This is a genomic window from Shewanella sp. N2AIL, assembly GCF_022690845.1.
Lineage (GTDB): Bacteria > Pseudomonadota > Gammaproteobacteria > Enterobacterales > Shewanellaceae > Shewanella > Shewanella baltica.
On sequence record NZ_JALBYT010000028.1, the window covers coordinates 38,505 to 59,494 of the forward strand.

At 45.6% G+C, this 20,990-nt stretch carries 18 protein-coding genes; 4 read left to right on the forward strand and 14 right to left on the reverse strand.

What is annotated here, in order from left to right; translation table 11 throughout:
- Nucleotides 1–20 precede the first annotated feature (20 nt).
- The 5 genes from nrfD to MO387_RS15790 all read right to left on the reverse strand — a co-directional run bounded on the left by nrfD (nt 21) and on the right by MO387_RS15790 (nt 5,521).
- Nucleotides 21–968: an NrfD/PsrC family molybdoenzyme membrane anchor subunit gene (gene nrfD, locus MO387_RS15770; RefSeq protein WP_242326391.1), complete on the reverse strand. Its 948-nt coding sequence runs from the start codon at nt 966–968 to the stop codon at nt 21–23.
- Nucleotides 969–970: 2 nt separating this feature from the next.
- Nucleotides 971–1,537 (reverse strand): 4Fe-4S dicluster domain-containing protein, encoded by a 567-nt coding sequence (locus MO387_RS15775; RefSeq protein WP_113940053.1) that lies wholly within the window; start codon nt 1,535–1,537, stop codon nt 971–973.
- A gap of 12 nt (nt 1,538–1,549) precedes the next feature.
- The gene (phsA, locus tag MO387_RS15780; RefSeq protein ID WP_242326392.1) at nt 1,550–3,832 is read right to left on the reverse strand and encodes a thiosulfate reductase PhsA; all 2,283 of its coding nucleotides are present in this window, start codon (nt 3,830–3,832) and stop codon (nt 1,550–1,552) included.
- Nucleotides 3,833–4,274: 442 nt separating this feature from the next.
- Entirely contained in the window at nt 4,275–4,937 is a 663-nt protein-coding gene (locus MO387_RS15785) for a pentapeptide repeat-containing protein (RefSeq protein ID WP_242326393.1), read from the reverse strand.
- Between the two features lie 104 nt (nt 4,938–5,041).
- Nucleotides 5,042–5,521 (reverse strand): SRPBCC family protein, encoded by a 480-nt coding sequence (locus tag MO387_RS15790; RefSeq protein ID WP_242326394.1) that lies wholly within the window; start codon nt 5,519–5,521, stop codon nt 5,042–5,044.
- Between the two features lie 78 nt (nt 5,522–5,599).
- Between MO387_RS15790 and MO387_RS15795 the strand changes: the two genes are divergently transcribed.
- Together MO387_RS15795 and MO387_RS15800 are read left to right on the forward strand one after the other, a co-directional pair.
- A complete protein-coding gene (locus MO387_RS15795; protein WP_347342545.1) occupies nt 5,600–6,028 on the forward strand; it encodes a hypothetical protein in 429 nt (142 codons plus the stop codon).
- A complete protein-coding gene (locus tag MO387_RS15800) occupies nt 6,015–7,118 on the forward strand; it encodes a phosphoribosylaminoimidazolesuccinocarboxamide synthase (protein ID WP_242326396.1) in 1,104 nt (367 codons plus the stop codon). The genes MO387_RS15795 and MO387_RS15800 overlap by 14 nt, the downstream gene beginning before the upstream one ends.
- Before the next feature lie 218 nt (nt 7,119–7,336).
- Here the strand turns inward: MO387_RS15800 and MO387_RS15805 are convergent, their stop codons facing one another.
- The 7 genes from MO387_RS15805 to MO387_RS15835 form a co-directional block, all read right to left on the reverse strand.
- Complete coding sequence (locus tag MO387_RS15805) at nt 7,337–9,805, reverse strand: hypothetical protein (RefSeq protein ID WP_242326397.1); 2,469 nt, start codon at nt 9,803–9,805, stop codon at nt 7,337–7,339.
- Nucleotides 9,806–10,725: 920 nt separating this feature from the next.
- Nucleotides 10,726–11,304, reverse strand: a complete 579-nt coding sequence (locus MO387_RS15810; protein ID WP_012088141.1) for a porin family protein — start codon at nt 11,302–11,304, stop codon at nt 10,726–10,728.
- Between the two features lie 462 nt (nt 11,305–11,766).
- A complete protein-coding gene (locus tag MO387_RS15815) occupies nt 11,767–12,462 on the reverse strand; it encodes a DUF4336 domain-containing protein (RefSeq protein ID WP_242326398.1) in 696 nt (231 codons plus the stop codon).
- A gap of 239 nt (nt 12,463–12,701) precedes the next feature.
- Nucleotides 12,702–13,559: a class I SAM-dependent methyltransferase gene (locus MO387_RS15820; RefSeq protein ID WP_242326399.1), complete on the reverse strand. Its 858-nt coding sequence runs from the start codon at nt 13,557–13,559 to the stop codon at nt 12,702–12,704.
- Nucleotides 13,560–13,776: 217 nt separating this feature from the next.
- Complete coding sequence (locus MO387_RS15825) at nt 13,777–14,238, reverse strand: hypothetical protein (protein WP_242326400.1); 462 nt, start codon at nt 14,236–14,238, stop codon at nt 13,777–13,779.
- A 122-nt stretch (nt 14,239–14,360) separates the two neighbouring features.
- On the reverse strand, nt 14,361–15,134 hold the full coding sequence (locus MO387_RS15830; protein ID WP_242326401.1) for an EAL domain-containing protein: 774 nt from the start codon (nt 15,132–15,134) through the stop codon (nt 14,361–14,363).
- 206 nt (nt 15,135–15,340) lie between these two features.
- Entirely contained in the window at nt 15,341–16,054 is a 714-nt protein-coding gene (locus tag MO387_RS15835) for an oxidative stress defense protein (protein WP_242326402.1), read from the reverse strand.
- Between the two features lie 417 nt (nt 16,055–16,471).
- Between MO387_RS15835 and rimO the strand changes: the two genes are divergently transcribed.
- Nucleotides 16,472–17,890, forward strand: coding sequence for a 30S ribosomal protein S12 methylthiotransferase RimO (gene rimO / locus MO387_RS15840; protein ID WP_242326403.1), 1,419 nt, complete (start codon nt 16,472–16,474; stop codon nt 17,888–17,890).
- A 91-nt stretch (nt 17,891–17,981) separates the two neighbouring features.
- On the opposite strand, the gene fumC is transcribed toward rimO, so the two are convergent.
- Together fumC and MO387_RS15850 are read right to left on the reverse strand one after the other, a co-directional pair.
- The gene (gene fumC, locus MO387_RS15845) at nt 17,982–19,385 is read right to left on the reverse strand and encodes a class II fumarate hydratase (RefSeq protein ID WP_242326404.1); all 1,404 of its coding nucleotides are present in this window, start codon (nt 19,383–19,385) and stop codon (nt 17,982–17,984) included.
- 216 nt (nt 19,386–19,601) lie between these two features.
- Nucleotides 19,602–19,826 carry a ribosome alternative rescue factor ArfA gene (locus tag MO387_RS15850; RefSeq protein ID WP_242326405.1) on the reverse strand — a complete coding sequence of 75 codons (225 nt, stop codon included), beginning with the start codon at nt 19,824–19,826 and terminating at the stop codon, nt 19,602–19,604.
- Between the two features lie 275 nt (nt 19,827–20,101).
- Between MO387_RS15850 and MO387_RS15855 the strand changes: the two genes are divergently transcribed.
- Nucleotides 20,102–20,950, forward strand: a complete 849-nt coding sequence (locus MO387_RS15855; RefSeq protein ID WP_242326406.1) for a transporter substrate-binding domain-containing protein — start codon at nt 20,102–20,104, stop codon at nt 20,948–20,950.
- Nucleotides 20,951–20,990 lie beyond the last annotated feature (40 nt).

The following is a 20,990-nucleotide window of genomic DNA, read 5'->3' on the forward strand; positions in this document are numbered from 1 at the left end:
TATCTAAAGCCAGCTTACACTCAGCTTAAATAGCTTTGCCCTGCGTACACAATAAAGTGTCTTAGAGCGAGTACGCCGGTTAAGCTCGCGCAGGCAACCATGATCATTGCGCCCTTAGTATGGCGAGTCGCGGCTGGTAGCAACATGAACAGCAATGGAATACCAAAACCTATACCGACGACGCCTATCCAGAACACGCTTGCCCATAGCCCAGAAATTAACGACGCTAAAGCCGCAGCCGCCGCGCCGCCCTTGAAGTACAAGGCACAGAACAACATGAACAGGAACAGGATTTCAATCGCCATCACAGGCAACTCTAAACCGTGCATCTTGACTAAGGTTTTATCGTGGCTGTCAGTCTTAAACAGCAAGAGTGCCAGTACCGCGTTTGCCGCAGCGCCCGCCGATAAACCCGACACTAAAAACAGCGCAGGCAGTACCGCAGTGTTGAGCATAGGGTAAGCATTCATCGCCGAAATTAAGAAGCCAGTGTAAGCCCCTACGCCAATGGCGAGGACAAACAACAATACTTCAATCAGCTTTCGAAATGGCATAAGTAACTTAGCGATAGGTGTTAGGAAACCCAAACCCCATTTTGGTAAGTCATCCCGCAGCACAATAATAGCGTACGCAAAGGCTAAGGGAGAATACGCCAGCAGCGCCAGCACCCCAATGGCCATCACAGACTGGAAGTTATAGTGAATTAAGATCAGCCAGAAGTGGAATGGTTTGGTTAAATCAAACACTAAGCAGGCTAAACCTAAGCTAATCGCCACAGGCCCAATAATGGCAGCCGCCTTAAGAATGCTGCTTTCGGCTCCCGCGCTGAGCTCCTTATTCGCCCAGCGTAAACCAATGCCAATCAATAAACTGCCCGCGGATAACCCCGCCATAAACAGGTAAACGGCGATGACCCAGTGCCATGTGACAGGATCATATTGCGCCATGTCGCCCCAAGTATTGTTCATAATCAAATCCCCCCTCTTTTGGTAGGAACGCGATATACCCTAGGTTTAGTACCTAAATGGGTTTTATCTTGGTATGTGATTTTAGTGTTGAGCATGATGGCTACTTCACTCTGCGGATCATTAGCATCGCCAAACACTAAGGCATCGGTTGGACACACAGTCACACACGCTGGCTCTTCGCCCCGCGCTAAACGACTGTCTTTACAGAAGTTACACTTATCCGCCGCCTTGGTTTCTGGGTTCATAAAGCGCACTTTATAAGGGCACGCTGCCACACAGTACATACAGCCGACACACTTCTCGGTATGGATAGAGATAATGCCGTCTTCACCCACATAGGCCGCGCCCGTTGGGCACACCTTAACGCAGGGCGCATCTTCACATTGCTGGCAAGATACCCTGTGGTATTTGAAGTGCAGATTGGGCATCTCACCAAAGGGGCCTTCCACACGCACTTGCAGACGAGTAACGCCTTCGGGTACGCCATTTTCACTGCGACACGCCACGTTACAGGCTTGGCAGCCGATGCACTTATTCTCGTCGTGCACCATTACATATCGTTTATTCATTTAAGCCTCCGATTAGCGCTTTGCCAGCGTGACGCCCGTGGTGTGCACTGTCATGCCACACACTGGAGCCGTCACGTGCGGCAGTAAGTTACCGCAGTGGATACCTTTGCCTGTTGCTCTGACCAACTCTTTGTTTTTAGAACCAAAGCCCATGTAAGCAAACACAGTATCTTGGCGAATGCCCGGCGTGACTAAGGCATGGCCTTCTTCTGTGCCAACACTGCTGGTGAGGCGGATTGGGTCGCCATTGCTGATCCCTAATTTGCCCGCAGTGACGGGGTGAACCCACACAGCGTTATCCGACATCAGGTTAGCGAGCATAGGCACATTGTGGGTGGCGCCATTGGTGTGCACCGCCACTTTGCCTTGGATAAAGTACAGCTCATCTGCTTTTTTAAGATTCACTTCGCGGAACTTGATCACCCCACGGCCCGGTGCCATGGCTTCGACTTTGGCGGAGGTGAGTTCAATCTTGCCACTCGGGGTTTTAAAGGTGAGTGCACTTGCGTAAGTGCCGTCTTCATCGGCAGGTCGCGCATTGGGGTATGCCTTAGTAAACTCGGCAACCATCTTAGGCTCGCACAACATAATTGGCTTACCGAAGCTCACAAAACCTTCGTCTTTAATACGGCGCAGCAGGTCAGTGTCGCGGTTCACCTGTAGCATTTGCAGGGTTTCCATGTTTTCCCATGGATAGAACTCGCCAAGGCCCATAGCCACACCCACATCCTTAAAGATCTGCCAAGAAGGCTTAGTATCACCTAAGGTTTCAACCACACGTTGGCGCACATAATAGGCGGGATTTTTACCTGACTTATCAGCAATTTCTTCATCACGTTCAAGATAAGTCGACTCAGGTAAAATCACGTCCGCATAGGCGGCGGTTTCACTGATATACACATCACACACGGCGACAAAGTCGAGCTTTTTCAAGGCTTCAACGACGCGCGCTCTGTCTGTCATGGTTTGCATTGGGTTAGTGCGTGACATCACCCAGCCGTGTAACTGGTAAGGCACAGCGCTTAAGGTGGCATCGAGAATGGTTTGGTAGACGCCGCCCGATGTCCACATCATGGCGTACTGTTCTTCCACTTGATCGATACGTTTCGCTGCTGGTTTTGGCATGTCTTTCACGCCAGGTTTTGCCAATACGGGCGCAACTGCTTCACCGGCAAGCTTGTTGTAATCACCGGGTTTCTGGCCGATATAAATCCCGCCCTTACGCTCAATATTACCAATCAAGACGTTGGCGGCGTACAGGGCGCGGCGCATCTCAAACTCTTCGGTGGTGAAGGTGGCTCTGTGACCAAAATCGACCACGGCATGGGGCGCTTTTGCCGCATATTCGTGGGCGATGCGGCGAATGTCTTTGGCAGGTACATCGGAAATGGTTTCGGCCCATTCAGGGGTATAGGCTTTCACTTCGGCGGCAAAGGCTTCGAAGCCTTCCACATAGCGCGCGACAAATGCCTTGTCGTAAAGATTATCTTCAATCAATACATGGCATAACGCCAAGGCGACGGCAACGTCGGTTCCGGGGCGAATGGCATACCATTCATCGGCTTTATCGGCCACGACGGAGAATCTTGGCTCGAAGACCACCAGCTTGGCACCTTTGTCCATTTGCGCCGCCATCATGCCGCGGGTTTCGGACATATTGATGCCTTCGTACAGGTTATGGCCGAAGTTAATGATGTATTTAGAGTTACTTAAATCTCGTTTGACCTTAGTGCCAAAGATGGCCTTAGCGGCAATTTCATAACCGCCGGGGCACGTCGACGCGTGGGTAAAAGTATTTGGACTACCAAAGGCGGTCGCAAGGTGAAACAAATGCTTTTCTTGTGAGCCCGATTTTGACGAGAATGCCACTGCCTCTGGGCCATGTTCTTTTTTGATTTTATTTAGGTTTTCGGCGATTAATTTATAAGCCTCATCCCAACTGATCTCAGCCCATTTGCCTTCGCCGCGCTCACCGACCCGCTTTAACGGTTTAACGATACGCTGTGGATCGTACAGTAAGCTATGGCCTGCGCCGCCACGAGCACACACTTTACCGCCAAAGGACTTAGCGGCCTTGTTACCACTAATGAAGACGTTTTTGCCCTCAATCACCCGCGCCGAAATCGGGCAACGGGTTGAACACATTTCGCAAATACTGGCAATTTCCTTGCCCATGCCCTTTAGCTGCTTATTCTCTAATGCCGCTAAGCTGCCCGGCAGCAGACTGGCTAACGCACACGTGGCACTGCTCGCTCCCGCTCCCTTTAAAAAGGTTCGCCTATTAAGCTCAATCATGGTTACCTCCATCACGCTCATCCCACCCGTCAGTCGCCATTTTTGGCGCCATCGAGCAGAGGTTTGCTCACTGATTTGATTACTTTTTTAGTTATAAAAGCGTAAAAACAGCGCCGCCATATCTTCAAAATACCAGCATCCGCTGAATACACTGCTCATCCACAAAGATTGTTATCCCGAAAGAGGTAGGCGGATATTGTGGTAAACCACATGGGGAAGCTCGGTGTGATCTATCGCAACTAAAACCTAAGACTGACGCTGAAATACGTGAATAAGATCAACAGGCTTATTGGGAACAGGCTTTACATCGACGGAGAAGACAGAAAAATGCCGCCAGTTTGGACACTGGCGGCTTAGAAGAAAACTGACATTTCAATCAATTGCGATAACCCTAGCAGGATAAGAGCATCGTGCTAGCAGACGCAAACTGATTACAATCGCATTAATCCATTAGCTCTATATCGAGGCAGTTGAGCAGGCGAATCGCTTCGTCGCGGCTAAACTTAGCCCCTTTGATTTTATTGTTAAAAATGTCGATATTGTAATTTGAGGCCTCGCTGAAATCCGCCTCCAATAATTGAGTTCGGCCAAACAGACTATGACTAAAATCCGTGTAGGTGAAATTGGCTTGGTTGAAACTGCCCTCGCGAAAATCCACATCGTGGGCCTTACACTCTTCGATGATGATTTCATCGAGGGACAAGCCTAAAAATGAGCAGTCATTTAAGATACATTGCTTAAAGGAAAAAGGCGCGGCAAAGGATAAACGCGACCATGCGGCGCGGGTCCAATCGATACCGACTAACTTACACTCTTCAAACTCGACCCCGCTGAACTGGCACTGGGGCACTTTCACTAAACTCAAGTTGCAGCGTACAAAGCGACAATCGATAAACTTACATTTACGAAAAACGCTCTCGCTAAAATGACAGTCTTGAAAGCAGCAATCCTCGAACTCGATGCCCTGTAGCTCTTGGGCTAATTCCGACAAGCCATTAAACTGTTTTGATAAAAAACTATTGCCCTGCAAAGCCGCGCTTTGCGCGAGTTGCGATGGCGCAAGCACTGATTGTTTAAGCATTGGCACTTCTTTCTGTGACGACATAACACCTCTAATCCTACCCAATCCCCAGCAATAAAATATACAGAGCAATTGGGCTAGATACTGCTTATTGTTTACTCTCTGATACGAGGCTTGAGACTCACCGGCTAAATGTTCGCGACGAGTTCCTCAAGCTGATCGGTCGCCTTAGACCAACCCTGATGAAACCCCATATCCTCATGATTCTGCCTATCTTCGCTATTCCAATGCAGCACCCGCGCAGTGTACTTGGTCTTACCGTCCACAGGTTCAAACGTGATGGTTGCCGTCATAAAAGCTTTATCGGACGGCACCCAAGCCTCGGTAAAGGCATCGGTAAATACGATGCGCTCATTCTCAACCACCTCAAGATACACGCCGCGGTTAGGAAAATCTTGCCCCTCAGGGCTGCGCATTACAATCACGTTAGTGCCGCCAGCACGCACATCTAAGGTCGCGCTAGCCACAGTCCACGGCCTTGGCGTAAACCAAATTTTGAGAAGCTCAGGCTCGGTCCACGCGCGGAACAGTTTTTCCGGTGGCGCGTCGATAATCCGCTCTAATATCAATTCTCTGTCGCTATCTAGATGTGGATGACTTGTGCTCATATTCCCTCCATTGGATATTTAGCTTGATGGTCTTGTGGGCTGCAACTGTGTCATAAGCTCGCACATCAGCAAAGAACAATGCAAATAGCCGTGGCAAATTTCGTCAATAAAGGTAAAATGTCGCCACTTTTTCGCGGCAGTCTAGCACAAGGTTCTCTCGGATTAATGGTTAGCATTTTCGAGCAAAATGGCACGGGCCCAGCCCGCTTTAACAGACCACTTTCACTGTGGTGCCAACCTTGCCCTGCGTTTGTTCCATCCCTTGCATTATCTTCACCCAACACAATTCAAACACCGCCCGAAAATACCCCTTTTGCTGTTCAAGATTTAACATCAAATCCCGAAAACTGGCTGAGCGCTTTACGCCCTAAGCCACGCGCGAATAATAAAGCGGTTGCAATAAATCTGGCTGTTGCTAACGCCATAGTCCATCTGCAAACCGACACTTATAAAAACCTTATCCCTACACTCTCTATCCTAAGGAATACTCGTCATGAGTCTTGCTGATTCCGTACTTGCCATCAATAACGATTTACCTATCCGCACCGACAGCCCAGTCCACAGCGGCAAGGTTCGCAGCGTTTACTGGCTAACCGATGCCGACAGTCGCCGTTTAATTACCACTAAAGGTTATAACGTCCCCGAAGATACCCCGCTCGCCATCATGGTGATCAGCGACCGTATCTCGGCCTTCGACTGTATCTTCCACGGTGAAGGCGGCCTCAAAGGCATTCCCGGTAAAGGCGCGGCATTAAACGCGATTTCTAACCACTGGTTTAAACTGTTCGCCGAAAACGGCCTAGCCGACAGCCATATTTTGGATATCCCGCACCCGTTCGTATGGATAGTACAAAAAGCTCGCCCTATTAAAGTCGAAGCTATATGCCGCCAGTACATTACAGGCTCAATGTGGCGCGCTTACTCAAAAGGCGAGCGAGTATTCTGTGGCATAACACTGCCAGAAGGCTTAGAGAAAGATCAAAAGCTACCTGAGCTGTTAATCACCCCATCGACTAAGGGTATTTTAACCGGCATCCCAGGCGTACCCGCCCAAGATGACGTGAACATCAGCCGCAGCGACATCGAAGCCAATTACCAAGCCTTTGGCTTTGAAAAGCTTGCAGATATCGACCTGTACGAGAAGCTGTTAAAAGATGGCTTTAAAGTTATTTCAGCAGCGCTGGCAAAGCTTGATCAAGTGTTTGTCGACACTAAGTTTGAGTTCGGTTATGTGACTGACAAAGATGGCAACTCAAAACTGATTTATATGGATGAAGTCGGCACCCCAGACTCATCACGTATTTGGGACGGCGCCGCCTACCGCGATGGCAAGATTTTAGAAAACTCCAAAGAGGGTTTCCGCCAGTTCTTGCTGAATCATTTCCCCGATCCTGATGTGCTGCTTAACAAAGACAGAATGCCAGAGCGTGAAGCCCTAGCTCGCGACAATGACCTGCCACTTGAGGCCATGATGCAAGTGTCACGCACTTACACAGGCGTTGCTGAGAAGGTGACTGGCGCGGCGATCCCACTGCCAGCGAATCCAAAGGCAGATATCATCAAGATCCTACGGGAAGAGTATGATCTGATTTTCTAGCAGAGAGTTGTAATCAGATTTGAGGTTTTGGGTCGTTTACCCATAGCTTAAATAGAAAAGGCGCTCAGGCGCCTTTTTTCTAAAGCTTAGGAATTTAGACTTGAAGTCGCATTTATTACCATAAGTTTAATGGCAATATTCATTCAATATATGCCAACCACAAGTGTAGTTGGCATGTATAATTACTAAAGAAACTTCACACTAAATATTTATAACGACTAATGAACGACTTGTTTAACTACACTTGGGTAGAGAATCTTGTAGGAGACTTTGTCAATTGGCAGCACTGATACTTTGAATTCAAAAATAGCCGCTACCGCTGCCTTACCAATCTTAGACATTTCAACGCTTGATGCAGTTTTATTAAAATATTCAACCTCAATTAGTTCATACATATTCCAGCGCGGCGAAATATTAACTTTCCATTCTCCTGCAGACTGATTGCGCTCGCGTTTCATATCAACTTCTTGCACATAAATTCGTTTTCCTAGACGACCGTCAATCATCTTTAACAATTTCCACTCACGGTAACGGCAAGACTTTGACGCATCATCGTAACAAACATCCAGCGAATCCATACGAAGCTTGTTATTTTCTGTCAGCAACCAAGTTAATGGACTAATGAAATAATTAGTTAAATTCGGAGGTAATAAATCTGAAGGCGCACTATAACGGCCACCTGTATTATCTGTTAGCATTTGAAAACCAAACATTATACCAGAGTTATATTCCAAACATTCTTCAATGGTGTATACAGCAGAACAATATTTGAGAATATCGCCATCCCATGAATAACTACTCCACTGATTGACCATTGTTTGATAATAGTGTTCTGGTCCTGTTAAAACATTTTCTGCAGACCATTGAACATCATCTTTTATTTTAACTGCACCACCAAAACTAGCCGTAATAACTTCACCAACTTCATTATCAAATACTTCAGTGAATACAGAATAGTCGCCCCCAACCATATCGATTAGATTCACAGAATGACTATATCTTTCAAAGTTAACTGATAATACACCATCATTTATAGACCATGTAAAATCATCACCTGAATCGATGCTGATACCTTTACCGCCCATCATAAAATCTAAAATTTCAAAGTCCATTTTTGAATTAACATGACTATTCCGGTATACATCAAATCCCCAAAGCCCCACAAGCTCACCAGCCTCAAATTGCTTATTACCCATTGAAGCTTTGCGTAATAGTACATTACTTACGGTACTGGATTCTTTTGATGCCCCTGGAAAAGTAAAACCATTTTCTTTAATAGGTAACACTGAGTGTATTTGCACATATTCATCACGGAATGTGTCGACTGTCGAACCACTAACAATACGAGTCAACGTCCTACTAAATGGCTTATAGCTAGTCATAACTTGTTGATGACCGTTTGCAATTATAGCTTCTTTTTCAACTTCAGTTAAAAAAGAGATATTCGACACAGACTCAAAAGATGTACTTCCATTACTCTCATATTGGGAATAATCTAACTTTATTGTATTGTTGCTCACTGTCCAATCAAATTGATCATTCTCATAGGAATTTACATTCTTGCCAATGCCTTCCTGTTTAAATTCATAGCGCGCTCCACTTCGAGCTACAAAAGTTGGGGCAACAGCTGTTGTTTGATAATAAATAGGAGCAATGTTTTCCGGTGTAAGTGCAACTGCATAATCAGGATTAAGAATGATTTTTTCTACTGCATCGGAAATACTATTAGGGTCGATAGCTTCAATTTTTACTACTAATGCATTGTAGGCTGCAGGATTAGTAATAGTACTGACTAAATCCATACCTTCGTCAAGCAGTTTCTGTTCGCTCGAAAGTACAATATTAACCACAGCAGCAGCCTCGATAATAAGATCGGGGTTAATTTGACTTTCAAATAACTGCATTTCGCTCGTATTAATAGGTGTTTTGCCACCATTAGCTGCGCTTAACAAACCAAATAGCGCCGTTGATACCGCAGAAATAGACACTGTAGGTGAGCTTTGTTGGTTCTCGGCTGCACGACTAGATTTGACTTTTACACCTTTAGACTGAACACCATTAGATACAGGACTTAACCCATCAGCCAAAGCAAAAGTCGTAATAGATGGATAAAGCGCAACTAATTGAAAAGTATCGATGCTCCCAGCCTTAATTGTCACCGTTTTATCAACATCAACATCATCATCAACAGCAAGCATTAGAGAAAATAAGCCTGAGTCATCTATAGTCGATGTCGCTAATTCCTCCCCGACTGTAGCCGTAATATCAACATTGTTAAAACCGTTACCAACAACCTTCCCTACAATCGAATACAAGGCTTCAATTCTCTCAATTTTCACTGGTGAAATTATTGAGGCAGAAAGACCTTCACTGTCTGTAACAGTTATTTTAAATTCAACTACACTATCTTGAGTAATTGCAGGGACCTCAAATGCAATGGTATCAGAGTCACCACCAGTGAAAGCTAATTGTGTACCTGAAACTTGCTCCCATAAATAACTTGCAATACGATCGTCATCTGATGCGACGATTGACAAATTTACAGAGGATTTTTCGGTTATAGGAGAGAATTCTGCAGCGATTGTAGGAGTCTGATTAGTTTTTTCAGGTGTAGATTTCGCTGAATCGCCACATCCTGACATCAATGCTGAGAACACAAGCACTGATACTATATCTTTCTTGAACATAAATTTAATCCTTTAAAAATGAGGTTAAACTAACCTAGCCCTATGACATAAAATCAAACTCGATGTTAACATGGTGAATACAAATAAATACATAGAAAACATCTTTTAAAATGTATAACCGCAAAACACCAACACCAATTATTGACGAATAGTTTTACTCAAAAAATGAATAACACAAGGAAGACTGTACAATTATTAAACAACCATTATGTAACCAAAATGTTAAACACGATAAAAATCTGGGTTCTTGGATGGATATTACTTAGATAAACGATTGTTCGTGATCTCTGCGATGTTGTTGTATTTTTATACGCAGGAGTAAATAACTTATCGCAATAATCAAGTAATGCAACATACGTAATTAACGTCAAAACACGTAAAAGAGAAGTAACAAATTTATTGATAAAACCTCTGTCACAGCAAAGAAAGATAGGAAATCCATATTTTTGCTTTGAACGACAAACCAACAATACTAAAACTATAGGGATACGCCTTCCCTGCGAAGTTATCGAAATATATAGGCAAACATGCAGTGGTGCCATCATTGATGATGGCGCAGTATCGGGAGCGCTTGGATGTACCATCTGAGCCGTTAGGTGATTTTTGGAGTATGAGGCAGCTAAACCAATGCATGTAACTTCACCAGGGTAAGTGCTGCGTAACGGCATTACGAATGAGAGCCATGGATGACAAACAGGCAGTTAAACATGTACGTTATTCGGCAAGGGATTTCCAAAAGCGGAACAGGCGCTTTTCCCCTCTTGGTCTGGTGTGGGGTGAAGCCCCACGACGTTGATTTTGACTTTGATTTAAAAAATAAAAACTCGGAGGGGCTTATTAGTAATATAAAAAAGGTGTGACACTTAGCGTGTCACACCTAGATAATTAATTCTTAAATTATAAATATCAAAAACGAATAATTAGAATCGATATTCAACACCTAAACTGGCTTGTTTAAAGTCTGTGTCTGTATCTGCACCGTTGCTAACATTTTCAACGGTAATTCCTGCATCATACCAAGTGTACTCGGCATTAATTAAGAATCGATCTGTGACTTTGAATGCAACACCGGCACCGGCGAACACACCTTCATCATCTTTATTTCCAGAAAAACCTAACACATCATAATCAGTGGAATACCATAGTTGCCCACCTTTAGCGTACAACTCAACGCGATCTACAATGGGATAAGAGACTTTTAGCGCAGCGGTATAACCATCTGTTTCTGCATTAGAAAGGCTATTGCCATAATCACCGAAGTTGACGTATCCGCCTTCGATAGCTAAATATTGGTTGAAGCGATAACCAACAAGCCCTTGAATAACATCGCTATTGTCATCGAAGTCATCTTTACCATCGACTTTTAAATAACCATAGTTAGCACCAACATAAATGCCATTTTCTGCGACATCATTATTTTTCATATTCTCCGCATGAGAGTAAACACTAACAGAGGCTAAAGAAATAATGGCGGCCAAAGTAAGAATGGTATTTTTCATAATGTACTCCTAGTTAATTATTTAAATACGCTAAGTACATTACAAAAGTAATGCCAGACTTACCGAACTCAAGCTAAATAGCTTTAAGAAAGTTAATAAAAAACATTACTATCAATGCTATACCTTAACCAAGATAATTTAAAATGAAGAAAAAACGTCTAAAATAACAGCTAAAATCACTTATATATTAATAGCTGTAAGTTGCACTCACTCTGGCGAATGTATTTATTGCCTATTGCATTGTAACTATTTCATAGATAAGGAATATATTCACAAACCCGCTACATCCCATCAACCTACAACATCTCACAAATTAGTCATCATTCATGTCGCACTGGTTAATTTTAAATAAAATTGCAGATAGTTAACTCCTGAATTCAACTATAAAGTGTCCGCCTTTTATTCGCTGATAATGTATAGCGGTTTAAACGCTAAAATGCTATTGAGGCAAAAATAATAATATTATCCTTCCCTATTTACCCAAGAAAATGATTTTTCCAAAAATGCCGTTGCATCATTCTCGATAATAAGACCATGGGCCATGATGATGGCTTTGGGCTCCCAAGCTAATATTTTATCAATATGACTGCGCGCTTGTGTCTTAGCAAACATAAAACTTAAGCGCCAATCTAAGGGCATTTTACCGTTTGGAGCGAGTATTCCCGCTCCGCGAGCCAATAACCGCTGCAAGGCATTAAAAGATTCGGGTGAAAAGTTTTCGATAAGATCCGTCACAATCAAAGTATGCGATGCTTTATGAAGGAACACACATTCCTGCATGAAATGAGAGCCCGTAAATAAAAGTTGGTCAATATCAGTCGCCCACATGGCATGAAATTGAGCGGTGAACAGCCCATCAAAGTGAAGATCTGGCCGCTTTGTTTGAACTTCCGCAGTGCCAAAGCTTTGGGCCTGCGGATAACGTTGCTGCCAGTCCTTTAAAAATAGGTGGTGCAAGTGGTTAGGCGCAATAAGATAACGAACTTCGCCTAACGCTTCGACCAGTGCTTGAAGTTCAGAGGTGAGTTTGATTGGGCTATGTACCCACAAAGCGCCATTATTCAAACGGATCACTGTCATCCGTGTGGTATAGGGCAAGGTAAAAAATGGTACGGCCTCACCATCAAAAATCCACAGGTTTTCTGCTAGTTGCTTCATATCAACTCTCCATACTGCCAGTCATTCCATCAATAATAGCGTTCGCTTTACCGTACATTGAAGCACGAAATCAGCCGCCAGCCATCATAACAAAAGTATGAAAAGAGAATTGAAAAGACAGAGCACCCAAGACTCATTTTGTTTTTAAGGGCTAACAAACCTTACTTAAACCCAATGAATCGCCCTTGCTCTTCGACGTTGCGAAGAGTCATTTGAGTTGCCGAACCTTCAACAGAAGGTCAAATCTTCACGCAGACAAACAGCGCGTTGCCGGATGCGAGATCCCACGGGACGATTCTTTCATAATCATGTTCGAAAACATGTACTTCAAAATAGGGGGCTAACAGTTCCTGCAGTTCTGTGAAGCTAGTCGCAACCATGGCATGTTGATCTTGCCATTGCTCAATGCTGTGTAGTTCTTGCAAGCCGACTTCCTGCAAACCTGCAGCCTGTAACCCCGCTTCCAGCGAGCCTAAATCTTTCATGTCAGAGACTGGTAAAGCCGAAGCTGACACCTCAGTAAACGGCAGACTGCTTTTGGCAATACTCAACTTTAAGGACTGTTTCTCGCCTTGACCACTGTAATGCCAGCCGGATTCGAAGGCGAAATGACTACCATCAAACTCGGCAAAATGCTTAACCGAGGTAGTGTTATCAATTCTGTGTTTATCGACAGTATTAAAACAAAACAGTCCGCCGTCATTGAGCGCACTGTGCACGCTGGCGATACAGCTTTTAAGCCGTTCGATACAAGCACTGTAATGGATGGAATATAAAAAACAGGTAATCAAGTCGACGCGCTCTTCTAAATAAAAAGCTGTCATATCTTGGAGGTTAAACTGGGCTTCGGGACAACGGCGCATGGCCATGTCAAGCATTGGCTGATTGATATCGAGGCCACTGCATTGATAACCAAGATCGATAAAATGCCGCACATGCGGACCCGTACCACAAGCTAAATCAAGGTGTTGTTTACCGTTATTGCCAAGGAACTGATGCAGACGATGAATGCTCGCACTCTGTTGCTGGTAGTTAATATCAGAACACATTAAATCGTAATAGCCGGATAAATCGGTATAGAGCGCGTTGGAAGACATAGTAGCGAATAGGTAACAAGGGCAATTTTAGGTGGCGCATGATATATCAGTTAGCCGATATCATAAACAAACAATTGCCCCGCAGCTCAGTACGGCTAAAGCTAAAGCGGCCAATTGTACACTCAAGGATTCAAATAAGTATGTTGGATAGGAGAGCCGCTAAGCGCGATAATCGCAGTGAACTCACAACACACATCGAGCTCACACTCACAATTAACTACTTGCAGGCACATCTCGCGGATTGCTCGCAAGGTGGCGCAGCGGCCACTTCACACATACCCGCAGTTTTACCTTCGCCAACACACCAAGCATTACAGTCAAAGGTATCAGGATGACCTAAGTCGTCACTGTGACCGTGTATCACATCTTTGCCAGGATTGGATTCGACTAACAAGCCATCGGGCAAACACGCCTCACCAAACATTCTGCCATTAGGCACACCTTGTTCATCGGTGCCGACATGGCAACCGGCAACACCGGGTGCAACACCATCACTGTCCTTCCACCAGCTCTGTTTATTCTCTTGCCAATCAGAGGGTTTAAATTCTATAGTGCCCATGGCACCGGCCATTCCCTTGGCGCCATCCGAGGGTTCACCGATGTCACCGTGGGCAAATACTGGGCTAGCTAGCAGCAAGGAACAGGATGCGAATAGGGTTAAAGCTGTAAACTGTTTCATAACACCTCCTGTGTTTGAGTCCGAATAAGCTTAGCCAGATGTGTCGATATCGCCATTTTAGATTCTATGGTGAATGCACAAAGCAGAAGATCCAGATAGGTTAAGAAGTTGAACGAGCGCGGCTATGGTGCATGAAAGTTCAGCTCTTCATAGGTAGTTAAATATTCGAGCTTAGGTTTAGCAAAGTAATAACCCTGAAAATACTCAATCCCTATAGCCGCGAGATAATTCAGTTCACCTTCGGTTTCAACCCCTTCGGCCAAAACTCTGGTATTAAGCTCTAGGCAAATACGCAGTATTTCATCCACCGCCAGCTGTTTTTCTTTATCGGCATCGATATCACGGATCAAGGTCATATCGAGTTTTAGCACTTGGGGACGCAGGGCATCCAACCAACTTAAATCAGCAAAACCACTGCCAAAATCATCGATTGCGGTGATAAAACCACGTTTAGCATAACTCTCGAAGATACGGACTAATTTCGCCCGATCGACAATTTGCTCGCCCTCTGTCACTTCGAACATGATTTTGTGGATATCAAACCCATACATGTCGGCGGCTTCAATCGTCGCGCGGATACAGGTCTCAGGGTTATACACTGCATTGGGCAGAAAGTTGATACTGAGCATCTTATCGAGTCCCAGCTTTGAAGCGGTTTCTATCGCTTTAACCCGGCAAGCCTGATCAAAATAGTATTTGTTGCTATCGTTAATTCGCGCAAACACCCACGCGGCCCCTTCACCTTCGGGACCTCTAACAAGGGCTTCATAACCGCTAATCTCACGGCTAGGCCAATGAATGATAGGTTGAAATGCCATGCGAATTTCAAATCCTAATGACTTACCACTTAAGCAATCCATGCATGTTTGCTGCTTTATTCGAGCGGGGAAATCCATAAACGGCCTCCTTAACATCACCTTACTAGTGTGAGGATAAATGTTTAAATTTGCCAGTTTTTACTGTTCATCATGTTAATAAAATCTGGAATATAAAAAATAAAGGGCCGATGACAAAAGAAATGAAACGTTGGTGCGAGGCAGAAAAATAAAAATGGATGAATCCCTATCGGAACTTCATCCATAGTCACATACTGATGATTGATTTACTTCAGTTTATAAATCACTTCGACCCTATCTTCTATGCTCACTTGGCCGTACTGATAGCTCTCGGCGGCGCCCATGGCATCGGCTTTGGCGCTCATGCGTAACATGACAGGTTGCACGGGGCGTTGATCGTAATAACGGATCTGCCAGATCTTACCTAGGTTCTCCCCAAAGCCTTTAGCCAAAGACTCGGCTTTTTGTTTGGCATCAACAATCGCGGCTTGGCGTGCCTTGGCGATGTATTCCGCTTCTTTGCTCGATTTAAGGGCGATGTTATTCACCCGATTCATGCCCTCTTCCAAGGCTGAATCTAAGATAGCATTTAAGCGGCTTAAGTCTGTTACCGTCACGGTAATTTGACGACTGGCGGTGTAACCCGTCAGCTCTGGTGCCTTATCCTGCAAATACACGTATTGCGGTTGAAGATTTAAATTCGCGCTCTGGATCTGGTCTTTAGTCACCCCCGCTGCGGTGAGACGGGCGATAAACTTAGCCACGGCGGCATCGGAATTATCTTTGGCGGCTTTAGCGGTTTTTTCGGTCACGGCCACTTCCACATTCACATCCGCCATATCGGGCTCGACTTGGATTTGGCTCACACCCATGGTTTCAATGTGGGGGAAATCGACCTCAGCGGCAAGCACTGCTGGCGCCATAAACGCACTCGAAAAAAGACCACCCGCTACCAATACCGCTAAAAGAGAATTTTTCATAACTTACTCCAAAATAATGTGCTTATAGCTAAACCACTTCAAATAGAACGCATATTCAAACGAGACGGCTAACACGACTTTGTCGCTTATTTAGCGCTTAGGCTATCAGTAAAAAGTGCCAATACCTGTACCAATATGTAACAGCATCAACAAACTGTTTCTTGCTCCCTATAAACGCGGCGGATTTTAAAAAGGGTTAATTTTTCTGAAAAATATTTAGCTCTTTTTATCCCTATGAGTTCGACTGCGGATCTCTAGCGGATATCTCTATACCCACACCCCAAATAGGCCTTAGGGTTAACTGGTATATTCAGCGCCCCAGTTGTACACTTTTCAGCCAAAGCTACTGTACCTTTTAACCACTTCAGGTATAATCCGCCATCTTTTTTAAGGCGGCTTATACCTCAGCGAGAAACCATGACAGTTGAAACTTTTAAACCCAAGCAAACGACCACGCTTGATATCCCAGTAAAAACATTAGAAGCAGCAAGCACTAATGCTGTTACCACTGGGAATCGCATCGGTTTCGTGTCTTTGGGCTGCCCAAAAAACCTCGTGGATTCAGAGCGTATTCTGACTCAGTTACGCATCGACGGCTACGAAGTGACTAACAGCTACGCCAATGCCGATCTGGTTATCGTCAACACCTGCGGCTTTATCGATGCTGCGGTTGAAGAATCTCTGGACGCTGTGCGTGAAGCCTTAGAAGAAAACGGCAAAGTGATCGTCACTGGCTGCCTTGGCGCCAAAGAAAACCAAATCCGCGAAGTACATCCAGATGTGTTAGAAATCACTGGCCCACACAGCTACGAAGCTGTGTTAAAGCACGTTCACAAATATGTGCCTAAGCCAGAACACAACCCTTTCACATCATTAATCCCACAAACTGGGGTTAAGTTAACGCCTAAGCATTACGCTTATTTAAAGATTTCAGAAGGTTGCGACAACCGTTGCACTTTCTGCATTATTCCTTCACTACGTGGCGATCTCGACAGCCGCCCAGCGGGCAGCATCTTAGATGAAGCTAAGCGTTTAGTGGAATCAGGCGTACAAGAAATTCTAGTCGTGAGCCAAGATACCTCGGCCTACGGCAAAGACAAAGGCGGTCGTACCGATTTTTGGAACGGTATGCCAGTCAAGCAAGACATTACTAGCCTAGCGCGCCAACTGGGTAAAATGGGCGCTTGGGTGCGTCTGCATTATATCTATCCATACCCATGGGTTGATGAGTTGATCCCGCTGATGGCCGAAGGTTTAATTCTGCCGTATTTGGATATTCCAATGCAGCATGCAAGCCCACGCATCCTGAAGATGATGAAGCGTCCAGGCCGTGTTGACCGTCAGTTAGAAGCGATTCAACGCTGGCGTGAAATTTGTCCCGATCTAGTGATCCGCTCAACCTTCATCGTCGGCTTCCCAGGTGAAACCGAAGAGGATTTCCAAATCCTGCTCGATTTCTTAAAAGAAGCACGTCTTGATCGCGTAGGTTGCTTTAAGTATTCAGAAGTGGATGGCGCTGTCGCCAACACCATCGCCGAACTTATCAGCGAAGAAGTGAAAGAAGACAGATACCACAGATTTATGGAAGTCCAAGCCGAGATCAGCGCCGAGCGTTTAGCCCGTTTCGTTGGCCGTACCTTAGACATTCTGATTGACGATGTAGACGAAGAAGGCGCCATTGGCCGCAGCTTCGCCGATGCACCTGAAATCGACGGTATGGTGTTTATCAATGGTGAAACTGAGTTGGAGCCTGGCATGTTAGTGCGTGCCCGCATCACCCATTCAGACGAACACGATCTATGGGCCGAAGTAGTAGACGCTGACACCCAAGACTAAGATAGGTTCTAGGTTCTAGGTTCTAGATTCTAGCAGCTGCGCTCTTTGCAGCGTCCTAGCAGGGCGAAGCCCGCCCTGCTTTTTACCTTCACTAGACATCTGGTCCCAACATCTTATTGGCATCGACCCAAAGCTCGAACTCTTCCTCCGTGACTAACTCAAGTTCTAATGCCGCTTGGCGCAGTGTCTTGTGCTCGCTATGGGCTTTTTTAGCTATTTTAGCGGCCTTTTCATAACCGATATGTTGATTCAGCGCCGTCACTAGCATGAGTGAGTTTTCCACATGCTTAGCAATCTGTGGTTCATTTGCCACTATGCCGACCACGCAGTGATCATTAAACGATTGGCAAGCATCCCCCAATAAGCGCCCCGATTGCAGCACATTGGCGATAATCATCGGCTTAAACACATTGAGCTCAAACTGACCATTGCTGCCACCAATGCCAACGGCGACATCATTGCCCATGACTTGCGCGCACACCATAGTCATGGCCTCAACCTGAGTCGGGTTGACTTTTCCCGGCATGATGGACGAACCCGGTTCATTTTCAGGCAGGAATAACTCAGCGATGCCGCAGCGCGGTCCAGAACCTAACATCCTAATATCATTTGCGATCTTCATTAAACTGACCGCCGCCACTTTATAGGCCGCCGATAGCGCGACTAATTCATCGTGGGCAGCAAGGGCGGCAAACTTATTCGGCGCAGTCACTAAGGGCAAGCCTGTGAGCTTTGCGATATTGTCCGCCACCTTAACGGCGTAATCCTTATGCGTATTCAGCCCAGTGCCCACGGCAGTCGCACCTAAGGCTAACTCGGCCACCCGCTTGAGACTGTGCTCAATGCCTTCGATACCATGACTTAATTGCGCGGCGTAACCCGAAAACTCTTGGCCTAAGGTTAACGGTGTCGCATCCATAAAATGCGTGCGGCCGATTTTAACTAGGTGCACAAATTCCTCGGCCTTGTGCTGCAAGCTCTGCTGCAATAACTTCATGCCGGGCAAAACCAGCTCAACGGCTTGACGATAGGCAGCAATGTGCATGGCGGTAGGGAAAGTATCGTTGGAAGATTGCGAGCGATTAACATCGTCATTGGGATGTAAACATTTAACCGCATCGGTGAGTTGCCCACCGGAGAGCACATGGCCGCGATAGGCGATCACCTCATTGACGTTCATATTGGTTTGCGTGCCCGAGCCCGTTTGCCAAATCACCAAGGGAAATTGCGTATCGAGTTCGCCCGCAATCAGCTCATCGCACACTTGGGCAATCAGTTGGGCTTTAGCTTGAGTCAAAGTGCCGAGTTGTTGATTGGTGATGGCGGCGGCCTTTTTGAGATAACCAAATGCATGGATCACTTCAATCGGCATTGACGCTTCGACACCGATACGAAAGTGCTGCCGTGAACGCTCGGTTTGCGCGCCCCAATAACAGTCTGCGGGGACTTTTACCTCACCCATAGTGTCGTGTTCGATTCGATATTGCTGTGCCATGCGCATCTCCTTCGCTAGAACCCTCTAAGCATTCACCATACTCGCTCAGGGTAAAAGTACCAATTCATTCCAAGCTAAGCTCTCAGAAGGAAAGCGACTATCGACAATAAGGCTGATTTAAGCGTAAAGACGGATGTTGAGGCTGGGGAAGTAGCAGGAACGGGCAGGACTAACGAGGGATTAAAGCAAGCGGGCTAAAACAGGGGAAACAACAGATTAGCAAAAGCGCAGACCTAGAAAGTCAAAAGGGGCATCGCCCTTATGCTGATGCCCCTTTCGGTTTTGTGCATTACGGTCATATGACCCTTTGCCCTTTTTGGCTTTCTCGGTGCGGGTCCTAAATAAAGGGCTCGTCACTAACGCTTTAAGTGCGTTGTCGGTAATGGTGCCTCGGCCACTTTCGTGTTCTAAGGTCATATTTTGCGGTTTTTGCTTAGTCATTTTATGCCTCACTGCTTAATGAAAGTTAAGCCCATGGCCTAACAGCGCAAACTATAACGCAATCAAATCAGATGTACAGAGTTTGTGCACTCCAACATAAAAAATGGCTTTGACTAGTAGGAAAGTATGATAGATTATTCAAACAAAAATAATATATTAAGCTTAATAATCAATAAGATTTAGTTAATGAATTTTAAGATTTAGTTTACGGATTTTGCCATAACCTTTATTGGCACTCAGGTTACACTTTGTAATCGACAGATAAGGAGATCAATTTGAAATCCACCTTAGTCGCTCAACCTTGGCTCGGCGCACTGCTCTTGCTGATGACGCTTCAAGCCCCGCTCGCCAATGCCTTTTCCAGTTCAGACGCCTGTGTGATTACCATGGGGTATCGCACCAGCGAACGCTTACCTTTTATCGGAGATGAGCCCAATAACACGGGATTTTATCACGACCTTTACCAAGCGGCAGCGGACAAGATTGGCTGCAAACTCAATGTGGTGCGCGCACCTAAATTACGCATACTGCGGGATCTCAAACTCGGCAATATCGACTTTTATCCCGGGCTTAACTTCACCGAAGATCGGGCTAAATATGCGCACTTTATCCCTAATGGACTTTCGGAACGCGCCATAGGCATTAGCCGTGCGGGCGCCGCCGATATTCGCTCGATTGAGCAGTTAGTCAACAACAAGATGACCCTCTTAATCGCCCCCGGCAGTTACGACTTTGGCGGCCTGCCGGACAAAATACAAGTACGTAAACCGCCTGAACTCAATGTGTCTAAAGCCTTGGATTATTTGCTTTCAAACCAAGGGGATTTTTTCATCTACGATCAAACCACGCTGCATTATTACCTTAACGATCGCGACCCCACTCAGTTCAAACTCCACTATAACTGCTGCCAATCAGCGCAGGAAATGTACCTCGGCTTCTCGAAAAAAAGCCGTCACTACCACGGTAGGCACAACCCAAACTATCGCGCCGATACCCCCATCAGCCCAGACAATAATCCCACAGTGTTAGCGCCTGATTCTAAAGCTTTCCAGTTTGCCAAAGCACTCGCTGCCATGGATTCCCAAGGCGAAACTCAGCGGCTGTATAGCAAGTATTTTGGTTAGCTCAAGTCTTAAAAACTCACGCCTCCTCTAACGGCTGATA